General features: G+C 60.1%; 19 protein-coding genes. 8 read left to right on the top strand and 11 right to left on the bottom strand.

Features of this window, described 5'->3' with window-relative positions; translation table 11 throughout:
* Positions 1–9: 9 nt before the first annotated feature.
* Both arsJ and NW870_RS06065 read left to right on the top strand, forming a co-directional pair.
* Positions 10–1296, top strand: a complete 1287-nt coding sequence (arsJ, locus tag NW870_RS06060) for an organoarsenical effux MFS transporter ArsJ (protein ID WP_414374456.1) — start codon at positions 10–12, stop codon at positions 1294–1296.
* A 139-nt stretch (positions 1297–1435) separates the two neighbouring features.
* Complete coding sequence (locus tag NW870_RS06065; RefSeq protein ID WP_414374458.1) at positions 1436–3067, top strand: alpha-D-glucose phosphate-specific phosphoglucomutase; 1632 nt, start codon at positions 1436–1438, stop codon at positions 3065–3067.
* A gap of 44 nt (positions 3068–3111) precedes the next feature.
* Here the strand turns inward: NW870_RS06065 and NW870_RS06070 are convergent, their stop codons facing one another.
* From NW870_RS06070 to menA, 4 genes are all read right to left on the bottom strand, one after another.
* Positions 3112–6579, bottom strand: a complete 3468-nt coding sequence (locus tag NW870_RS06070; RefSeq protein WP_414374459.1) for a hypothetical protein — start codon at positions 6577–6579, stop codon at positions 3112–3114.
* Positions 6561–7739: an LptF/LptG family permease gene (locus NW870_RS06075; RefSeq protein ID WP_414351333.1), complete on the bottom strand. Its 1179-nt coding sequence runs from the start codon at positions 7737–7739 to the stop codon at positions 6561–6563. The genes NW870_RS06070 and NW870_RS06075 overlap by 19 nt, the downstream gene beginning before the upstream one ends.
* Before the next feature lie 77 nt (positions 7740–7816).
* Positions 7817–9610, bottom strand: a complete 1794-nt coding sequence (locus NW870_RS06080) for an LptA/OstA family protein (protein WP_414374461.1) — start codon at positions 9608–9610, stop codon at positions 7817–7819.
* Between the two features lie 154 nt (positions 9611–9764).
* The gene (menA, locus tag NW870_RS06085) at positions 9765–10706 is read right to left on the bottom strand and encodes a 2-carboxy-1,4-naphthoquinone phytyltransferase (RefSeq protein WP_414374463.1); all 942 of its coding nucleotides are present in this window, start codon (positions 10704–10706) and stop codon (positions 9765–9767) included.
* A 271-nt stretch (positions 10707–10977) separates the two neighbouring features.
* Here menA and NW870_RS06090 point away from each other — a divergent pair, with 271 nt between their 5' ends.
* The gene (locus NW870_RS06090) at positions 10978–12624 is read left to right on the top strand and encodes an isochorismate synthase (protein ID WP_414355473.1); all 1647 of its coding nucleotides are present in this window, start codon (positions 10978–10980) and stop codon (positions 12622–12624) included.
* 149 nt (positions 12625–12773) lie between these two features.
* On the top strand, positions 12774–13853 hold the full coding sequence (gene thrC, locus NW870_RS06095) for a threonine synthase (protein WP_414355507.1): 1080 nt from the start codon (positions 12774–12776) through the stop codon (positions 13851–13853).
* A 23-nt stretch (positions 13854–13876) separates the two neighbouring features.
* Here the strand turns inward: thrC and NW870_RS06100 are convergent, their stop codons facing one another.
* From NW870_RS06100 to NW870_RS06120, 5 genes are all read right to left on the bottom strand, one after another.
* Complete coding sequence (locus NW870_RS06100) at positions 13877–14782, bottom strand: hypothetical protein (protein WP_414355472.1); 906 nt, start codon at positions 14780–14782, stop codon at positions 13877–13879.
* A gap of 338 nt (positions 14783–15120) precedes the next feature.
* Positions 15121–16521 carry an AtzE family amidohydrolase gene (locus NW870_RS06105; protein WP_414374464.1) on the bottom strand — a complete coding sequence of 467 codons (1401 nt, stop codon included), beginning with the start codon at positions 16519–16521 and terminating at the stop codon, positions 15121–15123.
* Entirely contained in the window at positions 16518–16706 is a 189-nt protein-coding gene (locus NW870_RS06110) for a DUF4089 domain-containing protein (RefSeq protein WP_414328765.1), read from the bottom strand. Before NW870_RS06110 ends, NW870_RS06105 begins: the two co-directional genes overlap by 4 nt.
* 93 nt (positions 16707–16799) lie before the next feature.
* A complete protein-coding gene (locus tag NW870_RS06115; RefSeq protein ID WP_414374465.1) occupies positions 16800–17408 on the bottom strand; it encodes a hemerythrin domain-containing protein in 609 nt (202 codons plus the stop codon).
* Between the two features lie 153 nt (positions 17409–17561).
* The gene (locus NW870_RS06120) at positions 17562–18428 is read right to left on the bottom strand and encodes a tRNA (5-methylaminomethyl-2-thiouridine)(34)-methyltransferase MnmD (RefSeq protein WP_414374467.1); all 867 of its coding nucleotides are present in this window, start codon (positions 18426–18428) and stop codon (positions 17562–17564) included.
* Between the two features lie 124 nt (positions 18429–18552).
* On the opposite strand from NW870_RS06120, the gene accD reads away from it, so the two are divergent.
* The 3 genes from accD (at position 18553) to NW870_RS06135 (ending at position 20919) form a co-directional block, all read left to right on the top strand.
* Positions 18553–19497 (top strand): acetyl-CoA carboxylase, carboxyltransferase subunit beta, encoded by a 945-nt coding sequence (gene accD, locus NW870_RS06125; RefSeq protein ID WP_414374468.1) that lies wholly within the window; start codon positions 18553–18555, stop codon positions 19495–19497.
* Positions 19498–19736: 239 nt separating this feature from the next.
* Positions 19737–20132, top strand: a complete 396-nt coding sequence (locus tag NW870_RS06130) for an STAS domain-containing protein (protein ID WP_414374470.1) — start codon at positions 19737–19739, stop codon at positions 20130–20132.
* A gap of 82 nt (positions 20133–20214) precedes the next feature.
* On the top strand, positions 20215–20919 hold the full coding sequence (locus NW870_RS06135; RefSeq protein ID WP_414332510.1) for a class I SAM-dependent methyltransferase: 705 nt from the start codon (positions 20215–20217) through the stop codon (positions 20917–20919).
* Positions 20920–20994: 75 nt separating this feature from the next.
* Here the strand turns inward: NW870_RS06135 and NW870_RS06140 are convergent, their stop codons facing one another.
* Entirely contained in the window at positions 20995–23175 is a 2181-nt protein-coding gene (locus tag NW870_RS06140; protein ID WP_414330871.1) for an NAD-binding protein, read from the bottom strand.
* Between the two features lie 451 nt (positions 23176–23626).
* Here NW870_RS06140 and NW870_RS06145 point away from each other — a divergent pair, with 451 nt between their 5' ends.
* Complete coding sequence (locus tag NW870_RS06145) at positions 23627–24679, top strand: Fe(3+) ABC transporter substrate-binding protein (protein ID WP_414374471.1); 1053 nt, start codon at positions 23627–23629, stop codon at positions 24677–24679.
* Between the two features lie 216 nt (positions 24680–24895).
* Here the strand turns inward: NW870_RS06145 and NW870_RS06150 are convergent.
* Positions 24896–25079: zinc ribbon domain-containing protein (locus NW870_RS06150; protein WP_414374473.1), on the bottom strand; the 184-nt coding region annotated here is incomplete at its 5' end.

Consider the following 25079-nt stretch of genomic DNA (forward strand, 5'->3'; position numbering starts at 1 on the left):
GACCTGCCCATGACTGCTGCCTCAAGCGCCCAAGCTGCTGCTGTGCGCAACTACGCCCTGGTAACCGCTGCCTACTGGGGTTTTACCATCACCGACGGCGCCATCCGCATGTTGGTGCTGCTCCACTTCCACAAGTTGGGCTTCACCCCGATTCAGATTGCCATGCTGTTCCTCTTCTACGAGATCTTCGGGGTGATCACCAACTTCCTGGGCGGCTGGATTGGATCCCTCTTTGGCCTGCGGCTGACCCTCTACGGCGGCATTGCCATTCAGATCTTTGGCCTGGTGATGCTGGGGGTGATCAACCTGCAGTGGCCGGTCTGGGGCCAGGTGGCCTACGTGATGACGGCCCAAGCTCTGGCCGGGATCGCCAAAGACCTCACCAAGATGAGCTCCAAAAGCGCCATCCGCCTGGTGGTGCCCAAAGAAGCGGAATCCCGCCTGTTTCGTTGGGTGGCTATGCTCACCGGATCCAAAAACGCCCTCAAGGGGGTGGGGTTCTTTGTGGGAGCGGCCCTGCTGCAGATCTTCACCGAAATCTACGGGGATCCCATGGGCTTCCGCATGGCCAACTTTGTCCAGGCGGGGGCGTTGGCTTTGATCTTCTGTTCGGGGGCGCTGCTGCCTGCAGACATGGGCAAAATCAAGGCCAAGATCCCCTTCAAGCGGCTGTTTTCCAAGAGCAGAGAGATCAACATCCTCTCGGCAGCTCGCTTTTTCCTGTTTGGGTCGCGGGATGTGTGGTTTGTGGTGGCCCTGCCGGTGTTTCTCTACGACGAGCTGGGCTGGACTTTTATGCAGGTGGGCAGTTACATGGCCATCTGGGTGATTGGCTATGGGTTCATTCAGTTTGTAGCGCCGCAACTGCTGGGTGGGGGTCGCCCTGGCCGTGCTCCCAAGGCCCGCACCATCCAGATTTGGACCTTCGTGCTGACGGCGGTGCCGGCGATCATTGCCACAGCCTTCATGGCCGGGCTGGCACCGGAGCTGGTGATCACCGGCGGCTTGATCCTGTTCGGGATCGTCTTTGCCTTCAATTCGGCGGTGCATTCCTACCTGGTGCTGGCCTACACGGAAGACGACGACGTAGCCCTCAATGTGGGCTTTTATTACATGGCTAATTCCGGCGGGCGGCTGTTGGGGACGGTAACTTCTGGCATCCTCTTCCAGTTCTACGGGTTGGAGGGCTGCCTTTGGTTTTCCACCCTTTTGATCTTGGCGGCGGGGCTGTTCTCGTTGAAATTGCCGGATCCCAGCAAAACCCCGGTGGAGTGGGTGGTTAAGCCAGGGGATTGAGGATGGAGGGCTACCAGCGGAGATCGATGCATCCATTCAACCCATCCACAAATGGGTGGAGGGGAAAGAACTCTGCTCAGCACAAACGAGAGGCCCAACGATGAGATAGTAGAGGAGCAAGCAGCTTTTCCGGCAGCCTATGAGCCTGCGCATTGTTCCCACGACGCCCTTCCCTGGCCAGAGACCCGGCACCTCTGGCCTGCGCAAGCCGGTATCGGTATTTCAGCAGCCCCACTACCTGGAAAACTTCGTCCAATCCATTTTTGATGTCCTAGAGGGATCCGCCGGCCAAACCCTGGTGGTGGGGGGAGATGGCCGCTACTACAACCGCGAGGCCATTCAGATCCTGCTCAAGATGGCGGCGGCCAACGGCATCGGGCGAGTCCTAGTGGGGCAGGGAGGGATCCTCTCCACGCCGGCGGTCTCCTGTCTCATCCGCAAGTACGGCGCCTACGGGGGGATCATCTTCTCTGCCAGCCACAACCCCGGTGGCCCCCAGGGGGATTTTGGCATTAAGTACAACATCGGCAACGGCGGCCCTGCCCCGGAGAAGGTGACTGAGGCCATTTACGCCCGCACCCAGCGGATCCAGGAGTACCGCATCTGGGAAGCTCCCGATGTCGATCTGGATCGCTTGGGCGAGCAACGGCTGGGGTCCCTCACGGTGTCCGTCATCGACCCGGTGGCCGATTACTTGGGCCTGATGCAGCGTCTGTTCGATTTCGAGGCCATCCGCGACTACCTGGCTTCCGGGATCCGCATTGCCTTCGACGCCATGCACGCCGTCACCGGCCCCTATGCCCACGCCATTTTCCAGGGATCCCTGGGAGCGCCAGAGGGCAGTGTGCTCAACGGGCAGCCCCTGCCGGATTTTGGCGGCGGACACCCGGATCCTAACCTGGTGCATGCCCGCTCGTTGGTGGAACTGTTGTTTCGGGAAGATGGGCCGGACTTTGGTGCCGCTTCCGATGGGGATGGGGATCGCAATCTGATCCTGGGCCGCCAATTTTACGTGACCCCCAGCGACAGCTTGGCAGTCTTGGCTGCCAATGCCCACCTGGTACCCGGCTACCGAGAAGGTCTGGCGGGAATTGCCCGCTCCATGCCCACCAGCCAGGCAGCGGATCGGGTGGCGGCCAAGCTGGGGATCCCTTGCTACGAGACCCCCACCGGCTGGAAATTCTTCGGCAACCTGCTGGATGCCGGCAAGGTCACCCTCTGCGGGGAAGAGAGCTTCGGCACCGGATCTCACCACATCCGGGAAAAAGACGGGCTCTGGGCCGTCCTGTTTTGGCTGAACATTTTGGCCGCTCGACGGCAGCCGGTGCGGCAGATCGTGGAAGAACACTGGCGCACTTATGGGCGCAACGTCTACTCCCGTCACGACTACGAGGGACTGCCGGTGGAGGTGGCCGAGGCGCTGATGGAAGACTTGCGACGCTCCCTGCCTGGGTGGGTGGGCCAGCGCTTGGGATCCCACACAGTGGCTTATGCCGATGACTTCAGCTACACCGATCCCGTGGACGGCAGCACCACCAGCCACCAAGGGATCCGCATTGGCTTTGAGGATGGATCCCGCATCATCTACCGGCTTTCGGGAACCGGCACCCACGGAGCCACCCTGCGGGTGTACCTGGAGCGATTGGAGCTGGATCCCGCCCGGCATGGCCTGGATCCCCAAGTGGCCTTGGCCGAACAGATTCAACTGGCCGATCACCTTGCCCAGATTCGCGCCCGCACCGGTCGGCAGCAGCCAGACGTCATCACCTAGCCCGTCGCAACAGTGGACAGGGAGCCTTCCCAGGGAAGCGGGGATCAGGGCCTGAGGCCATCCCAGCCGGTCGCGTCGGCGTCGCGGAGCAAAAAGGTGCCGATAGGAGAGGTGATGGGAGAGGTCAGTTGAAAATCTCCCCGCTCTTGGGTGAGGCCCACCGGGCGACTGGGAAAGGCCACCAGAATCCCTTCCAGGCGCAGCGACTCGGCTACCGGATCGTAGGCCAGGCGCAGCTCAAAATCCCGCAGGTCGCGGCGGACTTCCACGCGGCGGATCCCTTCTTCCGTCAGGCCCAAGCGCAGCCGCCAGTGATTTTGCCATCGCGTGCCGAGGGTGGCATCCAGCTCCAGACCATAGGTAGAGATCTGGCCCAACCGGGGATCGTAAACCGCCTGCAGCGCATAGCTGATCCCCGGCTCATACACATCCAGGCCAGAGCGTTGATCCCGGTTAAATGTGGTGCTGCTGCGTCCCCGATACTCCAGACGAACGGGTTGGAGCTGTCCCTGGTTCAGGTCGTAGGCCGTCTGCAACTGAATGTTGAACAGATCAGGGGCGGTGCTCCAGGTGAAGTTGGCGTTGAGGGTATCCCACTTCTGGGTGATGAAGTCGTAGCCAAGGCTGGTGTCCAGGCGTACCAGGTTTTTCACCTCTGCCTGCAGCTCCTGCAAGTTGCGGGAGGCAATCGCTGCCAAATCCTCCGGGGTATCATCGGGGAAGGTCAGGGCTATCGGCAGCTCGCCGGGCAGGTCATCTTCAAAGGCAATGTAGCCTGGGGGCACATCGGGTAGGGGATCGCGGGGCGTAAAGAAGCTGATGTTGGCATTGATGCGATCCACATCTTTAGGGCTGGTGGAGAGGGTTTGGAAGGGCACAGAATTGTTGCCGTAGAAGGTGCGGCTGTAGCGCAGGTCGATGGTATTCCAGTCGGCAGGTCTGAGACTGAGGCGAGGGTTGAGGCTGACGGTAGACTCCTGGTCAGGAGTGGAGTAGAGGACTTGGGTGTAATCGATAGAACCCGGCATGAAGGTGATCCAGGGAGCCGGTTGAATATCGTTGAACTGGAGGCTGGAGCGCAGCTCGTAGCGATTGAAAAAGTGGAGACCTGCCCCCACCTCTTGATCCGGCTGTTGCTCTTGAGTCAGGGTGAGGGCGCTGCTGAGGGCAATATCGGGCGTGATGCGAATGAGGTCGGGGTTAAAGGCCAGCTCGAAGTTGCGACGCGGCTCGTTGTCGCCATTGGAACTGCTGTAGGCACGGTAGGCCAGGCGATAGGTACCTCCCCAACCGGGTGGGGTCAGTTGAGTGCCCAGCGTCAACCGCGCATCGGCAAAGTCGGGGCCATCTTTGACGCTCACCCGCTGGTTGTAGTCCAAGCGCAGATCCGATTGCAGCCAATGCACGCCCCCGTAGCGCTGAGTGTGGCTGAGGGTGAGGGGGAAGCTGTAGATGCCCCGCTCCTGGGATCCGGTGCGGCTGATGTTGAGGGTGGTGGTGGAGAGATCCCCCTGAAAGGTGGCGTTGAGACGCAGATCGGCGTTGTCGTTGCGCCCGCCGGCAGGACGGTAGGTGTTGTCCAGGTTGAGGTTGAGCTGCCCCCGCAGTTGGCCTTCCTGCCCAAAGAGGTTGGCAGCGTAAAAGTCGAAGTTGTGGTCGATGCGGAAACGGCTGGAGAAGCGCTGTTGGTCGGCTTCGGTAACCAAGTAAAACTGGGCTCGCCCGTAGTTGACGCTGTCCGGGATGGGCAGGATGTAGTCATGCAAGAAACCAATGCCCACCCCTTTTTTCTGGATGGCATCCAGCCGCAGGCCGCCGAAGTTGTATTCGTCGAAGCGGTAGGCCCAACTGGATTTGACAAACACCCCCTCTGTCTCGCTGCGCCCCGGCAGCACCCATTGGTGATCTCGCAGGCTGTAGATGAACAGGGGGAAATAGGCAATCTGCAGGCCCGCCCGCAGATCCCCTGCTTCTGTCAGCTCGCCGCCGGCAAACACGCGGGCGTCGTAGACGATCACCCGGTCATCGGGAAACACCTCCACCCGATCCCCTTGCACGTAGTGGGTGATGGGCGGCTCTGGCGAGGTGGTGACGGTGGCTTTCTCGAAAAAGATCTGATCCCCCAAAATGGCGGTGGTCTCTTGGCTGCGCACAAAAACCTTGGTGCCCGGCTCCTCCCCCGGCAGAATGACCAGCGAGCTCTCAAATTGGGCGGTGCGACCGGGGATATCCAGATCCAAATTTCGCCCTTCGATTTGCCGGATCCCGCGCCCTTGGGGGCCAGGGGGCTGCTCCATGCGAAAAGGGCCCTCGCTGCGCAGGCGTCGCTCCCGCCGATAAAACAGCAGCCGGTCGCCGGTGATGCGGGTGCCGTCAGCCAGTTGGATCAAGGCGTTCCCCTCGGCAATGCCCAGGTCTTGTTCGGCGATGTAGCTGAGCACATCCCCACTCACGTTGATTTGATCCGGGTCGAGGGGGATTTGCCGCTGCGCGGTGGCCGAGAGTTGCTGGCGAATCTGGGATCCCTGGCTAACGTTCCCTGTCGCCGAGACGGCATCTGCCCCGGTGCCCAGATCCCGCAAAAGGGGGAACTGCTCCAGCAGTTGAGGAGCCAGGGGTGAGCCCGCAGTGGGGACAAAGGCTTCCCTGCCCCTTTGAGTGGCCATGGGGGATCCCGTCAGCCCCGACCCAGGGGTGGCCTCTGCCAACAGGACACCGCCCAAATCCAAGCTCCCACCGGCTTGGGAGATCAAGGGAGGAACCGTCGAAGCTGGGATCCGGTGCAACCTTGCCTCTGAACCAGCTTCACCTTGCAGTTGGGCCGTAGCCGGGTTCTCGGCATTGGGTGCCGAGGTGGGAGCAGGCAACTGCACAGTGTTGGTGGGGCGCAGCCAGGGTTGCTCTTCCACCTGCAGGGCTTCAGCCTGAGAAGTCATGGGCTGGGAAAGCCGAAGGGAGTTCAGGCTGGGAACTGCCGCGGTGGGCGTCGCCGGTGAAGGGGGTTGGGGAGAAGGTGTTGCCTGGGCCTGCTGCGCCTGTCGCCGAGCATGGGCTGCTGCCCCTTCGGCCAACAGCCGTTGTAGCCGCTGTCGGTTCAGTTCTTCTGGCGTGAGGGGCTTTTCAGGAGAGTTGGCAAGGGGAGGGGATCCAAAGTCTGAAACCGGGGCCGTAGGGGGTGGGGTTGCCGCAGTCAAGGCTGTAGCAGGCAGAGAAGATTGCGCCTCGGCCAAGGTGATGGGCTCCTCATCGGCGGCAGCCATCGGTTCTGGGCTGGAAGCCCGGCGGGCCAGTTGCAGGCGCTGAGCAAGTGTTTGCGCTGACCGAAAGCGCTGGTAGCCCTCCAGAGAGAACTCCGTCCCGCCGACGCCAACAGTGGGCAGGGGGTCCAACTGGGCGAAGACGGCCTCCCCCGTCCCCAACCACAGGGAGCCGCCCCAGCAAAGGGCCAACCACTTTGCCCAAGGGCTGAAGTCATGGGGGAAGTTGCAGGATTTCACCGTAAAAACCGCCACAGTAAAGAGAAGCCCACCCCACCGAAAATCATATTCGGCAACCAGGCAGCCAGCCAGGGATCGATATGCTCCACTCGACCCATCGCTCGTCCCAGGCTCATCAGTACATAGTAAATAAACACCAGAACGATCGCTAGCGCCACGCCGCCGTAGCGCCCAGTTTGCCGCACCGTTTGCAGGCCCAAGGGGGCAGCCACCAAGATGGCGAAGAAGCTGGCCAAAGGAATGGCGAACTTGAGGTGGTATTCTGTCAGGCAGCGGGCCACATCGGCAGAAGGGCGTTGCTCCGCTCGATATCGCTGGCACTGCTCCCACAGCTCCCCCGCCCGTTGCTCTTGGGGCACTTTTTCCGCGTACACCAGGCCCACCAGTTTGTTGACGATGTTGAGCTGCATTTCTTCCACCTGGCCTTCATAGTAGGTGCGCCCCTGCTCGTCATAACGGCGGATCACCACATCTCGCAGTTGCCACGATTGGCCCACCTGCTGCGCGGTTTGAGCGGAGATCACCTGCGGATAGCGCAGGTGGCCGGTCTCAGCTTTGCGATCCAGGATCAACAAATCCTGCATCAAGCCGGTCTTCGGGTCAATCGATCCGACATGAAACCAGAGATCATCATCCACCCGCACGATCTCTTCTGGATTAAACAAAAGAGCATCTTGAGCCAAGATGAGGTTCTTGTTCAGGATTTTCACCTTTTGGTTGGTTTCCGGCACAATCACTTCATTGGTCAACAGCGCCAAGCCGCTGATCAGCAGGCCAATACAGAGCACGGGGATAAACACTTTGCGATAGGGGATCCCAGCAGCACGCAGGGCGGTGATCTCGCTGTCGGCTCCCATTTTGCCCAGGGTGAGCAAGGTGGCAAAGAGGCCGGCAATGGGAAAGGTGACCACCAAAATGGCGGGCAAATTGAGGAGGAGAATGTGCAAAATGGTCAGGGGAGGGGCGCCCTTTTTCACCAGCAGATCGGTGTAGATAAACAGCTGGTTGCCCAGCATCATCACCGTGCCCCCGGCCACCCCCAGAAAGAAGGGGCGGATCATCTCTTTGAAGAGATAAAACTCCAAAAAGGCAGCTCCCAATCTCAGGGATCCCCAAAAGCTGCCCGCTTGAGCAGGGGTTCTGCGCAGTTTGCCCTCGGCGAGTGGAGCCGTCATGACATCACCTCGGATCACAACCTCAGCCAAACCTGGACGATCAAAAACCACAGATGGCTCCCCGAGGGGGGATCCCATCAGAGGGCGTCGGTGATGCGAAACTGAAACATGCCCTGCTGTTGCCCGTCCCCTTCGACGGTGTATTCATCTTGTTTTATGTTCAGGGTAACCAGCTTGCCACTGAGGCGATTGGCGCCCCGGCACATCTGATCCAGCGCGTTGCGGCCCGGCAGAGCTTGGGTGCTCTCTCCGGGAAGGCGGTTGACCTCTCCCCGATCGCAGAGCACCACAGGAGCCTGTTCGGCGCTGATTTTGAAAATTTGTTCTCGGTCAAAGTAATCGGCGCGATCCCCTTCGATGGCGCGGTTGGCCTGCACAATAACCACATTGCCAAAGAAGCGGGCATCGCCGCTGGCTTGGTCGATCTCCACCCGGTCGGCGTAGATCACCGTCGGCTGATCCACATCGGCCTGGGTCTCCGGGTTTTGTAGCCGCCGCGCCAGCCACTCCCCCTCGATCTGCTCGATCACCACCTCTCCCCGCAGCTCCACTTTCTCAGGGGTGATGGTGGCCTGGTTGGCCTTGGCCCTACGTCCCCGCTGGATAAACTCGACGGCATCGCTAAACTCGGAAGTACCGGTGCGGGAGTTGTAAACCAGGCGGGCAGCCCGCACTTCGGTTTCGGCTTGGCGCAGTTCTTCCGTCAGGGATCCCTCGCTGGGCGCCGGAGTGGAGGTAGCCATCTGCCGGTAGAGGACGTTGTCTTCAAAGAGGAAGATCTTGTCGCGGTGGTTGCCCTCCAGGCGGGCGGAGGTGAGCACCCGTCCGGGTTCTTCCAGGGTAACTCCTCCCGTCAACAGACTTTGGGATTCGCGGCGGCGGTAGGTGCCCTGGGCCGCCTGGATGATGGTTTCCCCCTGGCGGATCTCCAGGTTGCCTTCCCCTTGGGCAATTTGTGTGTTGCGGTCGTACGTGAGGCGGTCGGCAATGATGGTGACTTCTTGATCCTGTTGGTCTGGGGTCGCCTCCGGGCCGGGAGAGGCCTGGGCCAAGCGCAGATCGGCCAATAAGGGATCCCGGCTGCTGTCGCCGGCCACCTCTTGCAACACCACACCGCCGGAGAGAATGCTTTGGGCCTGCTGGCGCAGGTAGGTGCCTTGGGGAGCGCGAATCTCGATGCCGCGTTCGCGAATGCGCAGGTTCCCTTTCCCCTCGGCCACCTGGTTGGTGCGGTCGTAGGTGATCTGGTCGGCGGTGATGGTGGTGGAGGTGGGTGCCGAGCCGTTTGGGGGCAACACTATCAGCTTGCCCTGCTCGGCCCTGAGAAGGGCAAACTGAAAGTTAAACGAACCGGAGCGGCCCTGCAGCACCATTTCCCGGCCTTTGAGGGTGAACTCCGCCGGCACCTCGATGCGCTCTTCAGGGGTGACTCTCAAGGCGCTGGTCAAGAGCAGGCTGCCGTCGCCGCTCCTCACCTCCACCTCCTCATCCAAATACAGCTCATCGGCGGTGGCATTGTAGCGGGCTCGCTTGGCCCGCCAAGTCATCTGCTCGCTGCTATCAAAAAAGGGATCCGGCACCCCTTTTTGCCGGTCGGCACCTTCTCCGTAGAAGTAGCCGTGTGCCCCCTGTTCAAATACCTGTTGCCCAGCTGCCAGATCCACCTGCTCGGCAATCAACCGCCAACGCTGATGGCCTCCCCGACGACCCAAGATGTCTACCCTGCGGCTGACCGAGAGGGGCTGATCGGGGGAAGGAGACTCCACCTTCACTTCCTCGATGTCGATCGACAAGGCCCAGCCCACCAAAGCAGCCAAGATGCTGCTCCCCAACAGCGCCACTCCCAGGTTGGAATTGAAGAATCGCCCCATCCTATTCTTGCTGCCGCCTCACCTCGACCCGAACTGACCACTCCCCTTGGAGCCAACGCTCTGAGCTAGCACTCTAGGCTGTAGCTTATCCCATTTTGCCGGCTGCACCGGAGGGATCCCGCGCACACCTAGCCTTAAGCCGACTTTTCAGCCTTCAGCCATAGCGGCTGAGGATGAACCCTAGCCCCAGAAACAGCCCCAGCCAAAAATGGAGACTGACGGCGATGAACTTGGAGTGGCTAATCCGCTGCGGCTGATCGTGATAGGTACCCAGCAGGCGGGAAAGCCGCACTGCAAACGGGATCCCCGCCAAACTCAGCAGTGTCCAAGCCGGAAAGATCCCCAGCCCCACAAACAGCAGCATCAAGGCAAAAAGGCTGCCGCAGAGCCAGGGGATGAGGCGGGCCGAGCGCAAGGTTCCCAGGCGGGCCACCGGCGAGCGCTTGCCACAGGCTAAGTCATCCTGCACTTGATGGAAATGGGAACAAAACAAGATCAAGCTGGTCGCCATCCCCACCACCAGTGAGGCTGCCAACCCCGGCAGCGACCAGGTCTGGCTTTGGCTGTAGTGGGCAGCCGAGACCGCCAGCGGCCCAAAGCTGAAAAAGCAGAGGATCTCCCCCAGGCCCTGGTAGCCCAGGCGCAGGGGCGGCCCTTGGTAGGCATAGCCCAGCCCACAGGCCACCAGCACCAACAGCAGCACCGTCGGATCCCATTGCCGCCAGCTCAGCCACAGGATCCCCAGCAGCCCCAGAGCCAAAAAGGCATTCCCCACCCAAAACACCCGCCCCGGCTTGCCTGTCAGGTTAACCAGGGAGTGGAGTTTGTTTTTGTCCACCCCTGTCTGGGCATCGAACACGTCGTTGCTGATGTTGACCCAGGCCAAGATGCAGATGGCGGCTCCCCAAAACACCCCCAAAACCCCCAAGTCCAGCACCCCTGACTGGGCATAGGCAATGGCGGATCCCACCCAGATGGGCATGATCGCCACACTGTACATGGGGGGCTTGAGGGCAGCCATCCACAATTGCCGGCGGGAGGGGTCACTCCATGCGACCTCTGCTGGTGGCTGCACTTGGCCGACATCTGGATTCATGGGAGTTCTCCTTGGGAAGCAAGCCTGCTCTGGGGCCTGTCTCTGGATCTGTCTACAACCATCTGCTCTGTAGGGTAGAGCGCCTGAGAAAGCATCCCCCAGGATGCTAAGAAACTTTGCAGTCCGTGAAGAAGCTCCTCAGATCTGGCCCCCAGAAGCTCAGGCTGCCGGCCCTTCTCCTAATCTCTTATCCTAAAGTCATCTTCTGCCGGTCTCCATCGACAGGTGTCCTGTTTTCGGCCAAGGTGGGATCGTCTTCTTTTTCTTGCGCATGACCTCTTCTCTTTCCCCTTGGAATGCCCACGGTACGCTTGAGTGCCTGGAGTGGCCGAGAGCATGGCCGCCGACTCGCACTTCTACCTGGACGGACGAGGCGAGGGATCGGCGCCACTGGGATCCCTTCCTAACCGCCTGCCAACAGATGGCGCGGGCGCGGGGCGTGCCCCAAATCCTCAGCTTGTCCCAGCCCATCCCAGAGCTGGATCCGCTGGCGGTGCTGGCCCAGAAGCTGGGTTCTCTCCCCACGAACCGATTCCCGAGCTACTGTTATTTCTCCCACAAGGCCCGCGGGGAAAGGGTGCGGGTGCTGGGGTGGGGATCCCTGCGGCGGGTCGATCTCTCGGGAGAAGGGGGCTTGCAGGCGGCGCGGATTTTTGTGGAAGAGCTGCAGCCCCATGTCCATACCGCTTGCGTCGGCAGAATGGAGCCCTCTGAGGTGGGGGGATCCCCAGGCAGCCGGCAGGAACGCCCTCTGTGTTTCTGTCGCCTCAGTTTCAGCCCCAGGAGCAAAGGGGGGGCAGCGCTGGTGCTGCCACGTTGGCAACTGTTGCAGGTGCCAGACTCCTGGGGATCCCTGACGGTAGCGCGGCTCAATCTGGAAATTGCTCCCGAAAGTGACCTAGCAGCTTTGGCCGGGCAGATCACCGCCTTTTTTGCCCAAATGGAGCGCCTTTCTCGATCCCCCTTGCCCTTGTGGGAATTGCAAGCTCCCGTGCCGGTGGAGGTGGAGGAAGCTGCCCTCTTGGGGCGCATCCAAAAAGCCCTGCAGGCGATTCGGGCGGGATTCTTAGAAAAGGTGGTGCTGGCAGAGGCTGTGGATCTGCACTTGCCTGCCTCGCCATCGATCCCGCCTCTGCTGGCTTATCTGGAAAAGCATCATCCCGATTGCAGCATCTTTGCCTTCGCCGCTCGCGCTACTCGGACGGAGTCCCTGGGGGCAGACAGGCGGGGGAGTTCGCCGGCCAGTCCTCTCCCTCTGACCCAAGAGGGGATCTCTCCCCAGGTTTTCTTGGGGGCCACTCCGGAGCGCCTGCTCTCTGTGTGGCAAGGTCGGGCACAGATCGATGCCTTAGCCGGCTCTGCAGCCCGTGGAGCCACCAGCCACCAGGATCAGGTGCTGGCCGAGAGGTTGCTTTGCAGCGCCAAAGACCGCCGAGAACATGAGTGGGTGGTGCGCTCGATCCAGGAGGCTCTGGGTCGGTTGGGGATGGATCCCTGCATTTCCCCTCAGCCTCGGCTGCTCCGTTTGGCCAACATCCAGCATCTGCAAACTTTGATCGAGGCCGAGCTCCCCGCCGATGTGCATCTGTTCGACCTGCTGGCCCAGCTCCACCCGACGGCGGCAGTGGGAGGGTATCCCCAGCAGGCGGCGCTGCAGTGGCTGGAGCGGTTGGAACCCTTTGATCGCTCTAGCTATGCTGCTCCTTTGGGCTGGGTAGATTTACAGGGCAATGGCGAGTTTGTGGTGGGGATCCGCTCCGCCCTGATTCGGGGGGATCGAGCCCGTCTGTATGCCGGTGCCGGGATTGTGGCCGACTCCAACCCAGAGCAGGAGCTGGCCGAGATTCGTCTGAAGCTGCGCTCTCTGGTGCAGGCTCTGGCCCTACGCCCTGCGGCTCTCCCGCTCCCAAGCCTCTGAGAGAGGGGATCGAGAGGGTGTTTCTGCCGCCACTGCGCGAGGTTGATACGAACCGCTCCACGAACCGCTACAGTGAGAAAGCTGGTCTTTAGATTGGCCTCGGTGTTCTCTGCGGCATGGCGACCCTAAATCCCACCCATCCCCCTCGTATGGCCGGATCCCGCGCGCAAGTGGGGCTTTGGCCCGGCCTGATCCAGCACTATCGGGAATGGCTCCCCGTCAGCGCTAGCACGCCTGTGGTCACGCTACATGAGGGCAACACGCCCCTGGTGCCTTCCCCGGCTTTGAGCCAACGGCTGGGGCGAGACTGCCAAGTTTACCTGAAGCTGGAGGGCCTCAACCCCACCGGTAGTTTTAAGGATCGGGGTATGACGATGGCGGTGTCCAAGGCCAAAGAGGCCGGAGCAGAGGCCGTGATCTGCGCCAGTACCGGCAACACCTCGGCGGCTGCCGCTGCCTTTGCAGCCAAAGGGGGTCTGCGGGCCTATGTGCTGATCCCAGATGGCTATGTGGCCAAGGGCAAACTGGCCCAAACCCTGATGTATGGGGCGGAGATCATCGCCATTCAGGGCAACTTCGACCAAGCGCTGGCCATGGTGCGGCAACTGGCGGAAACCTACCCAGTGGCTTTGGTGAACTCGGTTAACCGCTTCCGCTTAGAAGGGCAAAAAACCGCCGCCTTCGAGGTGGTGGATGCTTTGGGGGATGCCCCCGATTGGCTCTGTATCCCGGTGGGCAACGCGGGCAACATCACCGCCTACTGGATGGGGTTTTGCCAGTATCGCCAGCAGGGCAAGGCTACCCGTCGCCCTCGTCTCTACGGCTTCGAGGCTGCCGGTGCTGCTCCCATGGTGTTAAACCGGGTGGTGGAACACCCAGAGACGGTGGCCACAGCCATTCGCATCGGCAACCCTGCCAGTTGGGTGAAGGCCAAGGCGGCAGTGCAGGTGAGCGGCGGCCAGGTGGATAGCGTCACCGATGAGGAAATTCTGGCGGCCTATCGTCTCCTGGCCGCAGAGGAAGGGATCTTTTGCGAGCCGGCCAGTGCAGCCTCGGTGGCAGGATTGCTGAAATGGCGAGAGCAGGTGCCTGCCGGGGCACAGGTGGTGTGTGTGCTGACGGGCCATGGCCTCAAGGATCCCGACACGGCTACCCACCAGGGATCCACCCCCATCCACACCGGCGTTGTCCCTGAGCTGTCCGCTGTTGCCCGTCTGATGGGTTTTTAGGAGAGTCGATAAGTCGATACCGGTCAGGCAGCCTGCGACTTCATGGGCTCCGAGCAGGCCAAAATGAACTGGTCGATCTCCAGCAGGATGCGTTCTGCCTCGGCCAGAGAGGCCGGTACGCTTGCCAGCACCTGGGCATCTACTTCCGCAGCCTGCTCCGCTTCTTGCAAGAGGTTCATCGAGTCATGGCCGAGCAGGAGCTCCAGCTCGTTCAGGGTTACCATGGCCAGTTGCTGTTCGGCTTGATGGAGCTTATTTCGTAAAGTCTGAACTTGTTCGGTTTGCGCCTTCAGCCCGACTTCCGCCTGCTCCGCGCGAGACATAGCCAGTTGTGCAGCCTGCTGGGCCTCATCCCGCTGAGCTTTCAAGAAGGCCATCTCTTGCTCCAATTGGGCCAATCGCTCCTGCAGGCTGTAAATGTGCTGATCCCGGTCTCCCAAAGCTCGCTCTAGCTCGCGATTTCGAACTTCCATCTGCTGACGAGCTTCGTTCGCTTGGGCTAGCTGTTCCGCCAAGTTTGCCATTTCCTCTTCCACGTTGGTAAGCCGACTCAAGCGTTCCAAAACCTGAGCATTTTCCGCTTCAAGTTTCTCAATCAGCGCTTGAGCGCTCAACAGTTCTGCTTTGGTGGAGTCCAGCTCGCCACAGACTTGATCGTAGTTGGCGATTAGCTCGCCAAGCCGGGCTTCTTTGGCTTGCAGTTCTTCTCGCAAGGAGTTCATCCAGCGGTCGCTCTGCTCAATCCGCTGTTGCAAGAGCGGCAGTTGAACCAGAGCTTGTTGGGCAGCACTGAAATAGCCAAGGAGTCGTTTGAAGTGGCGCTGTAGGTGGCTGTGGGACTGATCCAATTTGTCGAAGGCTTCGTTGAGAGAGAGATAGGCCTCGCACAGTTTCATGTAGCGCCGAGCCACAGAATCAGGATGATCCATAGGGTTATAGAGTCCAGGTGGGGGTGCCGTGTCTATTTTATGCTGTTCATTCTATTGGCCAAGCCTGGAGAAGGAGGCATTTGATACAACAACTGGGGGCTTAATTTTACTTTAATATCCGGTGCCCCAATCTCTCTTGCGAGCCAAGGCCAAAGATTCTGCCCCAATACAGCTTCAGACGTTACCCACAGGCTACACAGAGACTAAAGCAGCTCCTCAAAAGCAATTGAAATCTTGTCTTGACCACACAACCGGTTCATCTACATATTTAGTGTTCATGAGAAGATGCCCACGAGCTCTAGCGCTAGATGTGCTGCAAAAGTAGGGCTCTTCATGGCTCAAACCGGCTGCGCATTGGGGATCCCTAGCTTCTCCAAATAGGCGGCTGCCCGCAGCAGTTTGGCTTCTTGATAGGGGGCGGCCACCAGTTGTACGCCAAAGGGCAGGGATCCGCTCTCGCGCAACGGCACTGAAAGCACCGGCAGGCCGATAAACGAGAGGGGCTGAGTGTAGAGGCCGAGGTTGGGCCGAGTGAGAACCTCTACCCCATCGATCACCATCTTCTCTTGGCCGAGCAAGGGGGCAAAGCAGGGGGTGGCGGGGGCGATGAACAGATCGATCTCCTGAAAAATGGCCTGCACCTGCTGGCGGTACCAGCGGCGAAAGCGCTGCGCCTGCAAGATCCAACTGGCAGGCAACAGGGCTCCGGCCAAAAAGCGATCCCGGGTGGCCGGATCGAAGTCGTGGGGGCGAGTTCGCAGGTTGGGCAAGTGCAGGTTGGCTCCCTCAGCAGCCGTGATCAGGAAGGCGGCGGCACGGGCGCGCTGGGCTTCCGGGATCCGCACAGTCTGGCCGACCCCCAAGGCTTGGGCCACCTTTTCTACCCCGGCCAAGATGGGGGGCTCTGCCCCTCGGGCAAAGTAATCATCCGCCACCGCGATGCGCAAGCCCTCGATCCCCTGCCCCAATTGCCCAAAGGTGGGATCTACAGGACGCCGGGTACAGACGGGATCTTGGGGATCCGGCCCTTGCATGACATCGAAGCTGAGGGCAATATCGGCCACCGAACGGGCCAAGGGGCCCACGTGGTCAAAGCTGGCGGCAAACAGAGCCGCTCCTGCCCGCGATAGACGGCCATAGGTGGGCTTGAGGCCGTAGACGCCACACAAAGAGGCCGGTACCCGAATCGAGCCGTTGGTGTCGCTGCCCAGGGCGAGAGGCACCAAACCTCCTGCCACCGCTGCTGCCGAGCCGCCGGAGGATCCCCCCGCACTGCGGCTGAGATCGTGGGGGTTGTGGGTGGGGCCGTAGTGGCTGTTTTCGGTGACGAAGCCGTAGGCGTACTCGTCCATGTTGAGGGTGCCCACCAAGATTGCCCCTGCCTGCTTGAGACGAGCCACCACCGTTGCATCTTGGATGGCCGGGGGATTCTCGCGGTTGATCGCCGAGCCAGCCAGGGTGGTGAGGCCGGCCACGTCAAATAAGTTCTTGACGGCAAAAGGCACCCCTGCCAACGGGCCTACAGGGATCCCTTGAGCCACCTGTCGATCCACCTGCTCCGCCGCTTGTAAGGCCGATTCCTCCAAGACAGCTGTAAAGGCATTGAGCTGGGGATCCCGCCGGCGAATCCGCTCCAGACAGGCGGCCACCACCGCTTGGGCGCTCACGGATCCCTGGCGGACAGCCCTGGCAATAGAGACCGCGTCAGCGCTGCCGAGAAGGTGGGGATCCCCGGTCATGGCTGAGGGTCAAAGGTGGGATCTGGCTCAACTATCGGCGGCAACGGGAACTCCAGCACCTGTTGAGCAATGGGCAGAAAGCGGGCAAAATTTTCGATCACCCCTGCTCGGTGGTCGGGATGCAGGGGCAGTTGCAGCAGTTGGGCCATCTGGTCGACGTAGGTTTCCGGATCCCAGGGTTGCATGGTTCTAGGGTCAGCAGGCCGGTTGCGGCAAAGATACCACAAGCTCGCCTGCGAACACCACCAGGCAGCCTCCAACAACAAGACCGTCGTTGGCTAGGGAGCGGCCATCTGCACAGCGTTGCCCTGCAGCGACCAGAAGCGCTCGTTGGGCAAGACAGGACGGGTTACCGCTTGCCGTTCCAGCTCCTCCAGAGCGACGCGGCGGCTACTTGCAGAGCTATTGGCGGCAGCGCTGGCTTGCAGGCGTTTGCGGAACAGACGCAACTGCTGCTGCTCTGCTTCGGGAGAAACATGCTGGGCAAAGAGGGGATGCAAGATTTTCTCCTCCTGATCAAACTGGGCCCGCAGTTTCCGATAGAAGTGAAGGGCAGCAGAGGGATCCACCTGCTGGGGAGTGCGCTCTGATTGGTGCAAAAAGCGCGTCAGCTCTGGAATCTGATCCCGCAGATGTTGCTCCAGCCGCTCAGTTTGGGCGCTAAGGTGGGGATCCGCCTGGAGAGCCGACCTGAGCAGGGGGTAGAGAACATGGCGCTCCAGTTGAATGTGGCGGGAGAGGCGCTGTCGCAACCTTTGTACACAGAGGCGTCGCTGCTCCAGATCCAACTCCGGCGCTCGAGACAGGCGAGTCAAAAACTGCAGGATGACGCGGTGCTGTTCAGCACAAAGGGCAACCAGCGTACCGGCAGAGGCTGAAGAGGACATGGCATTCACAGCAGAAAAGTTTCATCCTAGCTTAACTTTGTCAAGAAATGATGGCCTGCGTAAGGGTACGGGAATAGCGCAGGTGTCTTGGATACACTCGGGCAGCAATCCTGGGAAAAGTTGTCCAGATCTGAACTCCGGCAACGCCACTCTCTAGGCTTGCACAGGCCAGCGGCGTTTCCAAGCAGAAGTGGGCTCCAAAGGGGATCCCTGCTGTTCCCGTTGGCGTTGCAGACGGATTTGCGCTCTATCTCCTTTCAAGGTGGGATCCCGGTAGGGCACGGCAGCGCGAGTTTTCAGGTGCTCCCACTCCATGGGGGAAAGAGGCGGCAGGTGGTCAGGTTGGGGCGAGGCCACTGTCCCCGGCCAAGGACGACCTACCGGGGGGGTAGAGCCGATGAAAAGCCCTGCTTCCAACAGAGCCGCTCGCACCGCCGCTGCACAGGAATAGGTGGCCAAAATGCCGGTTGGTCGCATCCGTTCAGCCACGGCCCGCAGGAAATCCACCGTCCACAGCTCTGGGCAAACAGAAGGCGAGAAGGGATCCAAAAACACCGCATCTGCCCACCCCAGCGGCACCTGCAACACCGTTTGCCGGGCATCGCCCCACAGCAGCGTTCCGCGCCAGCGCTCCGATTGCCAGGATCCCTGTTCAATCCAGTGTTGCCATTCTTGCCCAAAGCTCCAGTCGGATCCCACCCCCGCCTGCCAAGCCTGGCGAGGCACTTCCGGGGATCGCTCTAGGCCGATTACTTCTACAGAACAGTGGGGCCGGATTTGCCAAATGGTTTCTAGGGCAAGGCCAGAGTTGTAGCCCAGGCCAAAGCAAATATCCAAAAGGCGAATGGGCTGGGCGGGATCCCGTTCCAACGGCAGCCGATCCAGCCGGCAAGGGCGGACAAACTTCTCCAAAGCCTCCTGGGCGGCACCACTGACGTTGTGAAAAGCCTGTCCAAACTCTTCCGAGAAAAAGGTCAGGGATCCATCCCCTGTGGTCAGCACCTGCCACCGAGTCTCCATCGCTTGCTGTTGTCTCTATTTTCAGTCGGGCGATTCTTTGATAGCTTGAGAACGTTGAGATGTGTTTCGCAGCTCACCGGCAGGGCTCTCGACATCCCTGAGTAGGGAGGATATTTCAACAGCTATGTCTCTACTGGATTGGTTTGCGGAGCGGCGCAGACAAACCTCTCTGAACCTGACAGGTAGCAGCCCCTTCGACAAAGAGCGTCAGGTGAGAGAAATTGCCGATGGCCTCTGGCAAAAGTGTCCTGCCTGTGACACCCTGACCTACACCAAGGATCTGCAGCAAAACTGGCAAGTTTGCCCCAGCTGTGGGCATCACCACCGCATTACAGCTCCAGAGCGACTGGAACAGCTTTTGGATCCCGGATCCTGGCAGCCCCTGGACGAACACCTGGCTCCCACGGATCCCCTGCACTTTTTCGACCAAAAGCCCTACTCCGAGCGCCTGGCCTCTTATCAGGAGCGCACTCAGCTCAAGGATGCCATCGCCACAGGGCTGGGGAGTCTGGAAGGGATCCCGGTGGCGATTGGAGTGATGGACTTTCGCTTCATGGGCGGCAGCATGGGCTCGGTGGTAGGCGAGAAGATCGCCCGCCTCACGGAACGGGCCACCTGCGATCACCTGCCCTTGATCCTCTTTTCGGCTTCGGGGGGGGCCCGCATGCAGGAAGGGATCCTCAGCCTGATGCAGATGGCCAAGACCTCAGCCGCCCTACAAAGGCACCGCGACGCCAGACAATTGTTCATCTCCGTGCTCACCCATCCCACCTATGGCGGGGTAACTGCCAGCTTTGCCATGCTGGGAGATTTGATCCTGGCCGAGCCGGGCGCGCAGGTGGGGTTTGCCGGGCCCAACGTAATCGAGCAAACCATCGGCAAGGGCAAGCTGCCAGAAGGCTTCCAAACCGCCGAGTACCTGCTGGCCCAAGGGCTCATCGACGCGATTGTGCCCCGCACCGAGTTGCGCAAGCGGCTGGCCCAGTTGCTCTCCATGCACCGTCCCCGTTTGCACATGTCCCTTCCCTCCATAGACTCGGAGGCTTTAACCCTGCAACCTATGCTGTAGGTAGATCCGCCTAAGATGCGGAATTTGTGGCCGAGGCCGGATCCCTTCCCTGCGGGGGATGGAGTTCCTGCTAAGCTCTGGGGCGGCTCTTACTTCATGGGTTTACACGGCTTCCCTCTGGCTTGTTGGGAGAGGAGCTGGGGGCGAGAGGGCAGATGTTTTTGGAGGGAGCCGCGCTGTCCCTGGGGATCTTCACAAGATTTCCTGGTGGGCGGTAGCGGATGGTGTTAAGGTGGGGCATGAGGTCTTCACTGGAAACGATGGATTTCAAGCTGCGCATCCGTACTGCTGAGACTCCACAAGGGCAAAAACTGGCGATTGTGCCGCTGGAGGGTCGTTTTGATGCCAAGGCCGCCTCAGAAGTTCGGCAATTGCTCCAGCAGGTTTTAGATTTCGGTTATCCCAATATGTTGATCGACATGTCATCGGTCACTTTTATGGACAGCTCTGGGCTGGGGGTGTTGATCTCGGCTTTGCGCAAGTGCCGTGCTGCCGGGGGCAACATTAGCCTTTGTTGCGTGCCGGAAAGTGTGGCCCTCGTCCTCAACCTCACCTCCATGGAAAAGGTACTGACCTGCTTTAGCGACCTGGAGACCGGCATTGCCAACTTTTCCAGCGCTCCCACTGCTCGTTAGGCCAACATTCGAGCTTTCTTCTGGGGATCCCTTGTCGCTCTTCGCAGTCCCTTGACCATCTTTTGTTTGACAATCTTCGGCCATGCCGCAGACCGGCCTCGATACCTTTCAGCTTCTCTACCAGCACCACCGTGGCCCCAGCTTCTGCGAGCGCATGCTGGCAACAGCTCCTGGGCGCTTTAACGAGGCGTTTTGGCAGTTCTGGCAGATGCACATTGAGCCCTGTCTGCCTCCTGCACCGCGCTTGTTGGATCTGGGAACCGGGCCGGGGTTTGCTCTGGGTCAGTGGGCGCAACGCTATCCCGGAGGACACTTCATCGGGGTGGATGTGATGCCCTACATGTTGGAGCGAGCGGCGGCAGATTTGAAAGGGATCCCTGGAGTCCATTTGCTGCAGGCCGACCTGCACGACCCTCACTTGCCGCTTGCGGCCAACAGCATCGATGCAGCTCAGGCAGTGGTGGTGTTGCACGAGATGGTGCAGCCCTTGCGCTTGTTGCAGGAGGTGTTGCGTCTACTCAAGCCGGGGGGGCGATTTTTGCTGGTGGATTGGGTGCGCGCCCCGCTCAGCCTCTACTTCGATGCCGATACAGAGGCCCAACTCTTCCAGTCGGACACGCCTTTGGAAACGCTGTTGGATCAGTTTACCCACTTCTACGAGCACAATCGCTTCAGCGCCGAAGACCTGGTGTGGTTGCTGGAGAAGGTGGGTTTCGCAGTGGTGGCTCAGCAGCTCTACAACCAAAATCGCTTTGTGCGACTTGCAGCCGAAAAGCCTATCTCCTGAATGTCCAACTGCCCATAACGAGATGTTTTGGACTACGGAGTGCAGAATAGACCAATAAACAGAACAGTGTCCAAATCAATTCAGATTACTCTCGCTGTTTTCGTTCATGGCTGCAGGGATCCAATGGGCAGGCTGCGCCTGGGCAAACACCTGCACTTCAGTGCTCATCTTGCGCAGTTGGCGGGCTAACTTGATTGCCTTGTCGCGGGGAAGGGGTGGGCTCACCACCGCCGGCAGACAGCCCAATAGGGGTTTCAGGGCCGTTTTGGGCAGGCGTGCGTAGAACGATAAAGCCGAGAGGATCTCCTCTTCAAAATAGGGGTTGCGATACTCTAGGAGGCGCACCTGATACAGCTCTGGGGGAAGAGGCCGTCCTTGGGTCAGGCGAATCAGGGATTCCACCGTTCCCATCACATAGAGTTGATCGCCTTCTTTCAACAGGGTCTTGCCCTCTTTTTGCCAGATCTTGGGAAAAACACAGGGTTTCCCCGGTCGGGAGCGATGCAGCAAGATCACCAGGTCATAGTCCTGGGCCAGTTGGCGCAAGGATAGCCCCAGGTAGTGGCAATCGGCCGAGACCTCCAGCAGCGTCACCAGCAGAGTTTCCCCCTGCCAAGCCAGGGTGCCGTAGACGGATCCCACCAGTGCTGCTGTGGCAAAAGCCCGTGCCCCCAACCCGGTAGCACTGTAGCTGATCCCCAGCGTCTGCATGTGGCGCTGCATGCGAGCCGCCAATTCGGGATCGGTAACCCGCAAAATGGTGCGGATCCCCGGCTGCAGGCTGTGGGCCGTCAGGGCCGTCTCCAGGTTGGTAAGATCGTCAGGGGTGGTGCAGATCAGGCAGCGGCTGCCTTGAATGCGAGCCTGCTGCAGCGTGCTTGCCAGGGCATAATCCCCACGAACCACCACCGCTCCCTCCCGTTCCGCTGCCTCCAAGAGAGGGTTCTCGCTATTGGGATCCACCACCACCACCTCGTAGCCCATCTGCCGCAACAACTGCAGCACCAAATAGCTCAGCCGTCCCAACCCTGCGATCACCACATGATCCTCTTTGGGCATACGGGCAGCCCGACCCAAGCCAAAGCGACTGCTCACCAATTTGTCGGTCACCAAGCCGTAAATCAACCCCACCAGGGCAGCCCCCACCAAGGTCATCATCACCGCCAGCACCTTCACCCCCAGCGGTGTTTCCGGCTGTTGAAAAGCCTCAATATCCCCGTAGCCCCCTGTCAGCACCACGATCGTCAGCAAAAGCCCCTCGATGAGGGGTTTGCCGATCATCCTGAAGTTGATCACCCCCAGCACCAGCATGGCCCCCAAGGTGAAGGTGAGGGTGCGCACGATGGGCTTGACCTGTAGGAGTCCCTGCACTCCTCTGCGCAGCCAAGACCCAAGGGATCCCCGCCCCAACGACCTGCCTTGCCGTTGTTGTCGCTTGTCCTGCATCTGGCCGCTGGCCCAGCGCTGTGCCCGTGAGGAGCCCCGTCGCCCGTTGCGTTCCAACAGTTGCAGGTAGGCTCTGGGATCGCAAATGACCAAAACGCGATCCCCCTCCAGCAGCTCTGCCTCGTGGTCAAAGTCGTCGAAAACTCGCTGTTTGGAAAAGTTAGAAAGCCCATCCACCGGGTAATGAAACAGCACCCGCGCCCCAAAAGTTTCCTCCAGCTCCGAGAGGGGCATATGCAGCAGGCGGGAGTTGTATCCGATGGTCAGCTCTACCACGTTCCAGAGGGTGGTCTCTCGGTCTGAGACAAAGTAAGCCGGATCTGCCAGCTCTGGCGGAAGCGTGGCCGGCTGGGCTTCCAGCTGGGGCAGCTCAAAGTAGCCAACAAATTCGTCGGAAACAGCCTTAAGGGCAAAAGCCGGGGCAGCCAAAGCCGCCACCGATAGGGAAAAATGCTGCGGCAAAGCCGAGTCGAGATAGCGGGCAAGGCTGTGGTTGAACAGACGGGAGACGACACGCACCTGTGGATTGAGATCTCGAATCAGCAAAGCCAGCTCGAAATTGGCTTGGTCGCTGTCCTCCAGGAGCAGCGCCACCCTAATCCGCTCGATCCCAGCCCGCTGCAACACCCCCGGCTGGCGGGGATCCGCCTGTAGGTATTGCCACTGCTCTTCCAAATGAGGGGGCAGATCGGGAGCAACTACTACAGCGCGATGTCCAAAAGCTTCTAGGGCTTGGAGAGTGAGCTCCACCAAATCGTTGTAGCCGCAGACCAGGATAGAGACACCTGGATCCCTGCTATTCTCTTGCACCTGTGCATGAGGCGATCTCGAAAGGGAGCTCACCATAGCTCTGTCATCTACCCTGCTCCCTTTATACCCGAAGCCTCTTCAGCTTTCGCGAGTGCTGTCAATACCGCTGACCGCAAAGCCCTGGGTAGAGACCCGTTGCTCAACAAGACCGGCTGCGTTGCTGGCCATCTCAGGCGCTGTCGAGGACAAGGGGAAGCCACCCAGTTTCATCCCAAAGGGTGAGAAGTGAGAACAACTCCCAAGAGCTTGACCTGGTACTTGAGATCTCCTATCATTTCCTCAAGGCAAAGTTCTTGAATAAAAGTCTCAATAAGGTTGGCCCAAGATAAGAGCCAACAGAGTGAGGCTTGCGGGGACTGTCTTTGTCCTTTGGGCTTGGCTTTCCAGTGCTTTCTCAGAGAGAGCCTGGCCGGTGGAGCTGTGTCTCTTGAGATGTTTTTGAACTTAGGAGTTGGGTATGCGCTTATCGCGACGGCAATTTGTCAGTGGAGCCACGCTAGGTTCTGCGGCTCTGGCAGCAGGGTCTCTTCTGCGTCCGGCCCATGGCGCCAATCGGGAAGTGAACCTCTACACCTCGCGGCACTACGGCACAGACGAGAAATTGTACGAACTTTTCCAGCAGAAAACGGGCATTACCGTGAATTGGGTGCAGGGCAACGCCGATGAGATCGTCCAGCGCATCCGCAGCGAGGGATCCAACAGCCCCGCCGACATCTTCATGACGGTGGATATTGCCCGGCTGTGGCGGGCTCAGAACGAGGGCCTGTTTCAGCCCATCCAGTCCGAGACGCTCTCCAAAAATATTCCCGAGTATCTGCGGGATCCAGAGGGGTACTGGTTTGGCCTCACCAAGCGGGCGCGGGTGATCATGTACAACAAAGACAAGGTGGATCCCAAGGAGTTGTCCACCTATGAGGACTTGGCAAACCCCAAATGGCGGGGCAAGGTGCTCACCCGCTCCTCCAGCAACGTTTACAGCCAATCCTTGACGGCTTCGATCATCTTGGCCCACGGGATCCCGGAAACGGAGCAATGGGCCCGGGGCTTGGTGGCCAACTTTGCCCGTCCGCCGGAAGGGGGAGACACGGATCAGATCAAGGCCGTGGCCGCCGGGGTGGGAGACGTGGCTTTGGCCAACACCTACTATTTGCCGCGTTTGATCAAATCCGACAATCCAGAAGAGCGCGCCGTAGCCGAGAAAATCGGCGTCTTCTTCCCCAACCAGCAGGATCGCGGCACCCACGTCAACATCAGCGGGGCCGGCATTCTGAAAACAGCTCCCAACAAAGACGCGGCCATCCAATTTTTGGAGTTTCTCTCCGGGCCAGAGGCGCAGGCCATTTTTGCCCAGAGCAACAATGAGTACCCGGTACTGCCCGGGGCTGAGATCGACTCGGTGGTGGCCAGCTTTGGCACCTTTAAGGAAGATACGATCAACGCCGCCAGCATTGGCCGCGTCACCCCTGATGCGTTAAGAGTCATGGATCGGGCAGGTTGGCGATAGGGGTTGGGATCGCCCAGAGCGCCGGGGTGGCCGAGAGTCTTCTTCATTGGCTCCCCGGCATGGCTTATGGCTCGGCCATAGATCAAAGCCAAGCCTCAGATTTTGGTCTTGAGACGTGACATACTCCCGCACTCATGCTGACGTATAGATAGAGAGCGGGCTTTCGGTAGCCCTGTAGTTGGCAAGCCAACCACGTTCGCGAAGCCAGCCGTAGGCTTAGCCTCTGGGCTGGTTTACAGCAGCCCCCAAAAGCGCGATCATATTTGCCCCATTCAAGTCCGCATTCCCTTCCCATCCACAATGCTCACACTCAAACTTCTTCTCACTGCGATAGGATCGCGCAGGGTCGGGATGGATGTGCAGACACCGGTGGCAAGTTTGGGATGTATAGGCAGGCGGA

Source organism: Synechococcus sp. R50.1 (assembly GCF_047462115.1).
Classification (GTDB): Bacteria; Cyanobacteriota; Cyanobacteriia; order Thermostichales; family Thermostichaceae; genus Thermostichus.

Coding starts and splice junctions, on each gene's coding strand:
- NW870_RS06080 (WP_414374461.1), bottom strand. CDS start 9,610: ATGGGGCGATTCTTCAATTCCAACCTGGGAGTGGCGCTGTTGGGGAGC.
- NW870_RS06105 (WP_414374464.1), bottom strand. CDS start 16,521: ATGACCGGGGATCCCCACCTTCTCGGCAGCGCTGACGCGGTCTCTATT.
- NW870_RS06110 (WP_414328765.1), bottom strand. CDS start 16,706: ATGCAACCCTGGGATCCGGAAACCTACGTCGACCAGATGGCCCAACTG.
- NW870_RS06075 (WP_414351333.1), bottom strand. CDS start 7,739: ATGACGGCTCCACTCGCCGAGGGCAAACTGCGCAGAACCCCTGCTCAA.
- NW870_RS06065 (WP_414374458.1), top strand. CDS start 1,436: ATGAGCCTGCGCATTGTTCCCACGACGCCCTTCCCTGGCCAGAGACCC.
- NW870_RS06100 (WP_414355472.1), bottom strand. CDS start 14,782: ATGGATCATCCTGATTCTGTGGCTCGGCGCTACATGAAACTGTGCGAG.
- NW870_RS06130 (WP_414374470.1), top strand. CDS start 19,737: ATGAGGTCTTCACTGGAAACGATGGATTTCAAGCTGCGCATCCGTACT.
- accD (WP_414374468.1), top strand. CDS start 18,553: ATGTCTCTACTGGATTGGTTTGCGGAGCGGCGCAGACAAACCTCTCTG.
- arsJ (WP_414374456.1), top strand. CDS start 10: ATGACTGCTGCCTCAAGCGCCCAAGCTGCTGCTGTGCGCAACTACGCC.
- NW870_RS06135 (WP_414332510.1), top strand. CDS start 20,215: ATGCCGCAGACCGGCCTCGATACCTTTCAGCTTCTCTACCAGCACCAC.
- thrC (WP_414355507.1), top strand. CDS start 12,774: ATGGCCGGATCCCGCGCGCAAGTGGGGCTTTGGCCCGGCCTGATCCAG.
- NW870_RS06115 (WP_414374465.1), bottom strand. CDS start 17,408: ATGTCCTCTTCAGCCTCTGCCGGTACGCTGGTTGCCCTTTGTGCTGAA.
- NW870_RS06090 (WP_414355473.1), top strand. CDS start 10,978: ATGACCTCTTCTCTTTCCCCTTGGAATGCCCACGGTACGCTTGAGTGC.
- NW870_RS06120 (WP_414374467.1), bottom strand. CDS start 18,428: ATGGAGACTCGGTGGCAGGTGCTGACCACAGGGGATGGATCCCTGACC.
- menA (WP_414374463.1), bottom strand. CDS start 10,706: ATGAATCCAGATGTCGGCCAAGTGCAGCCACCAGCAGAGGTCGCATGG.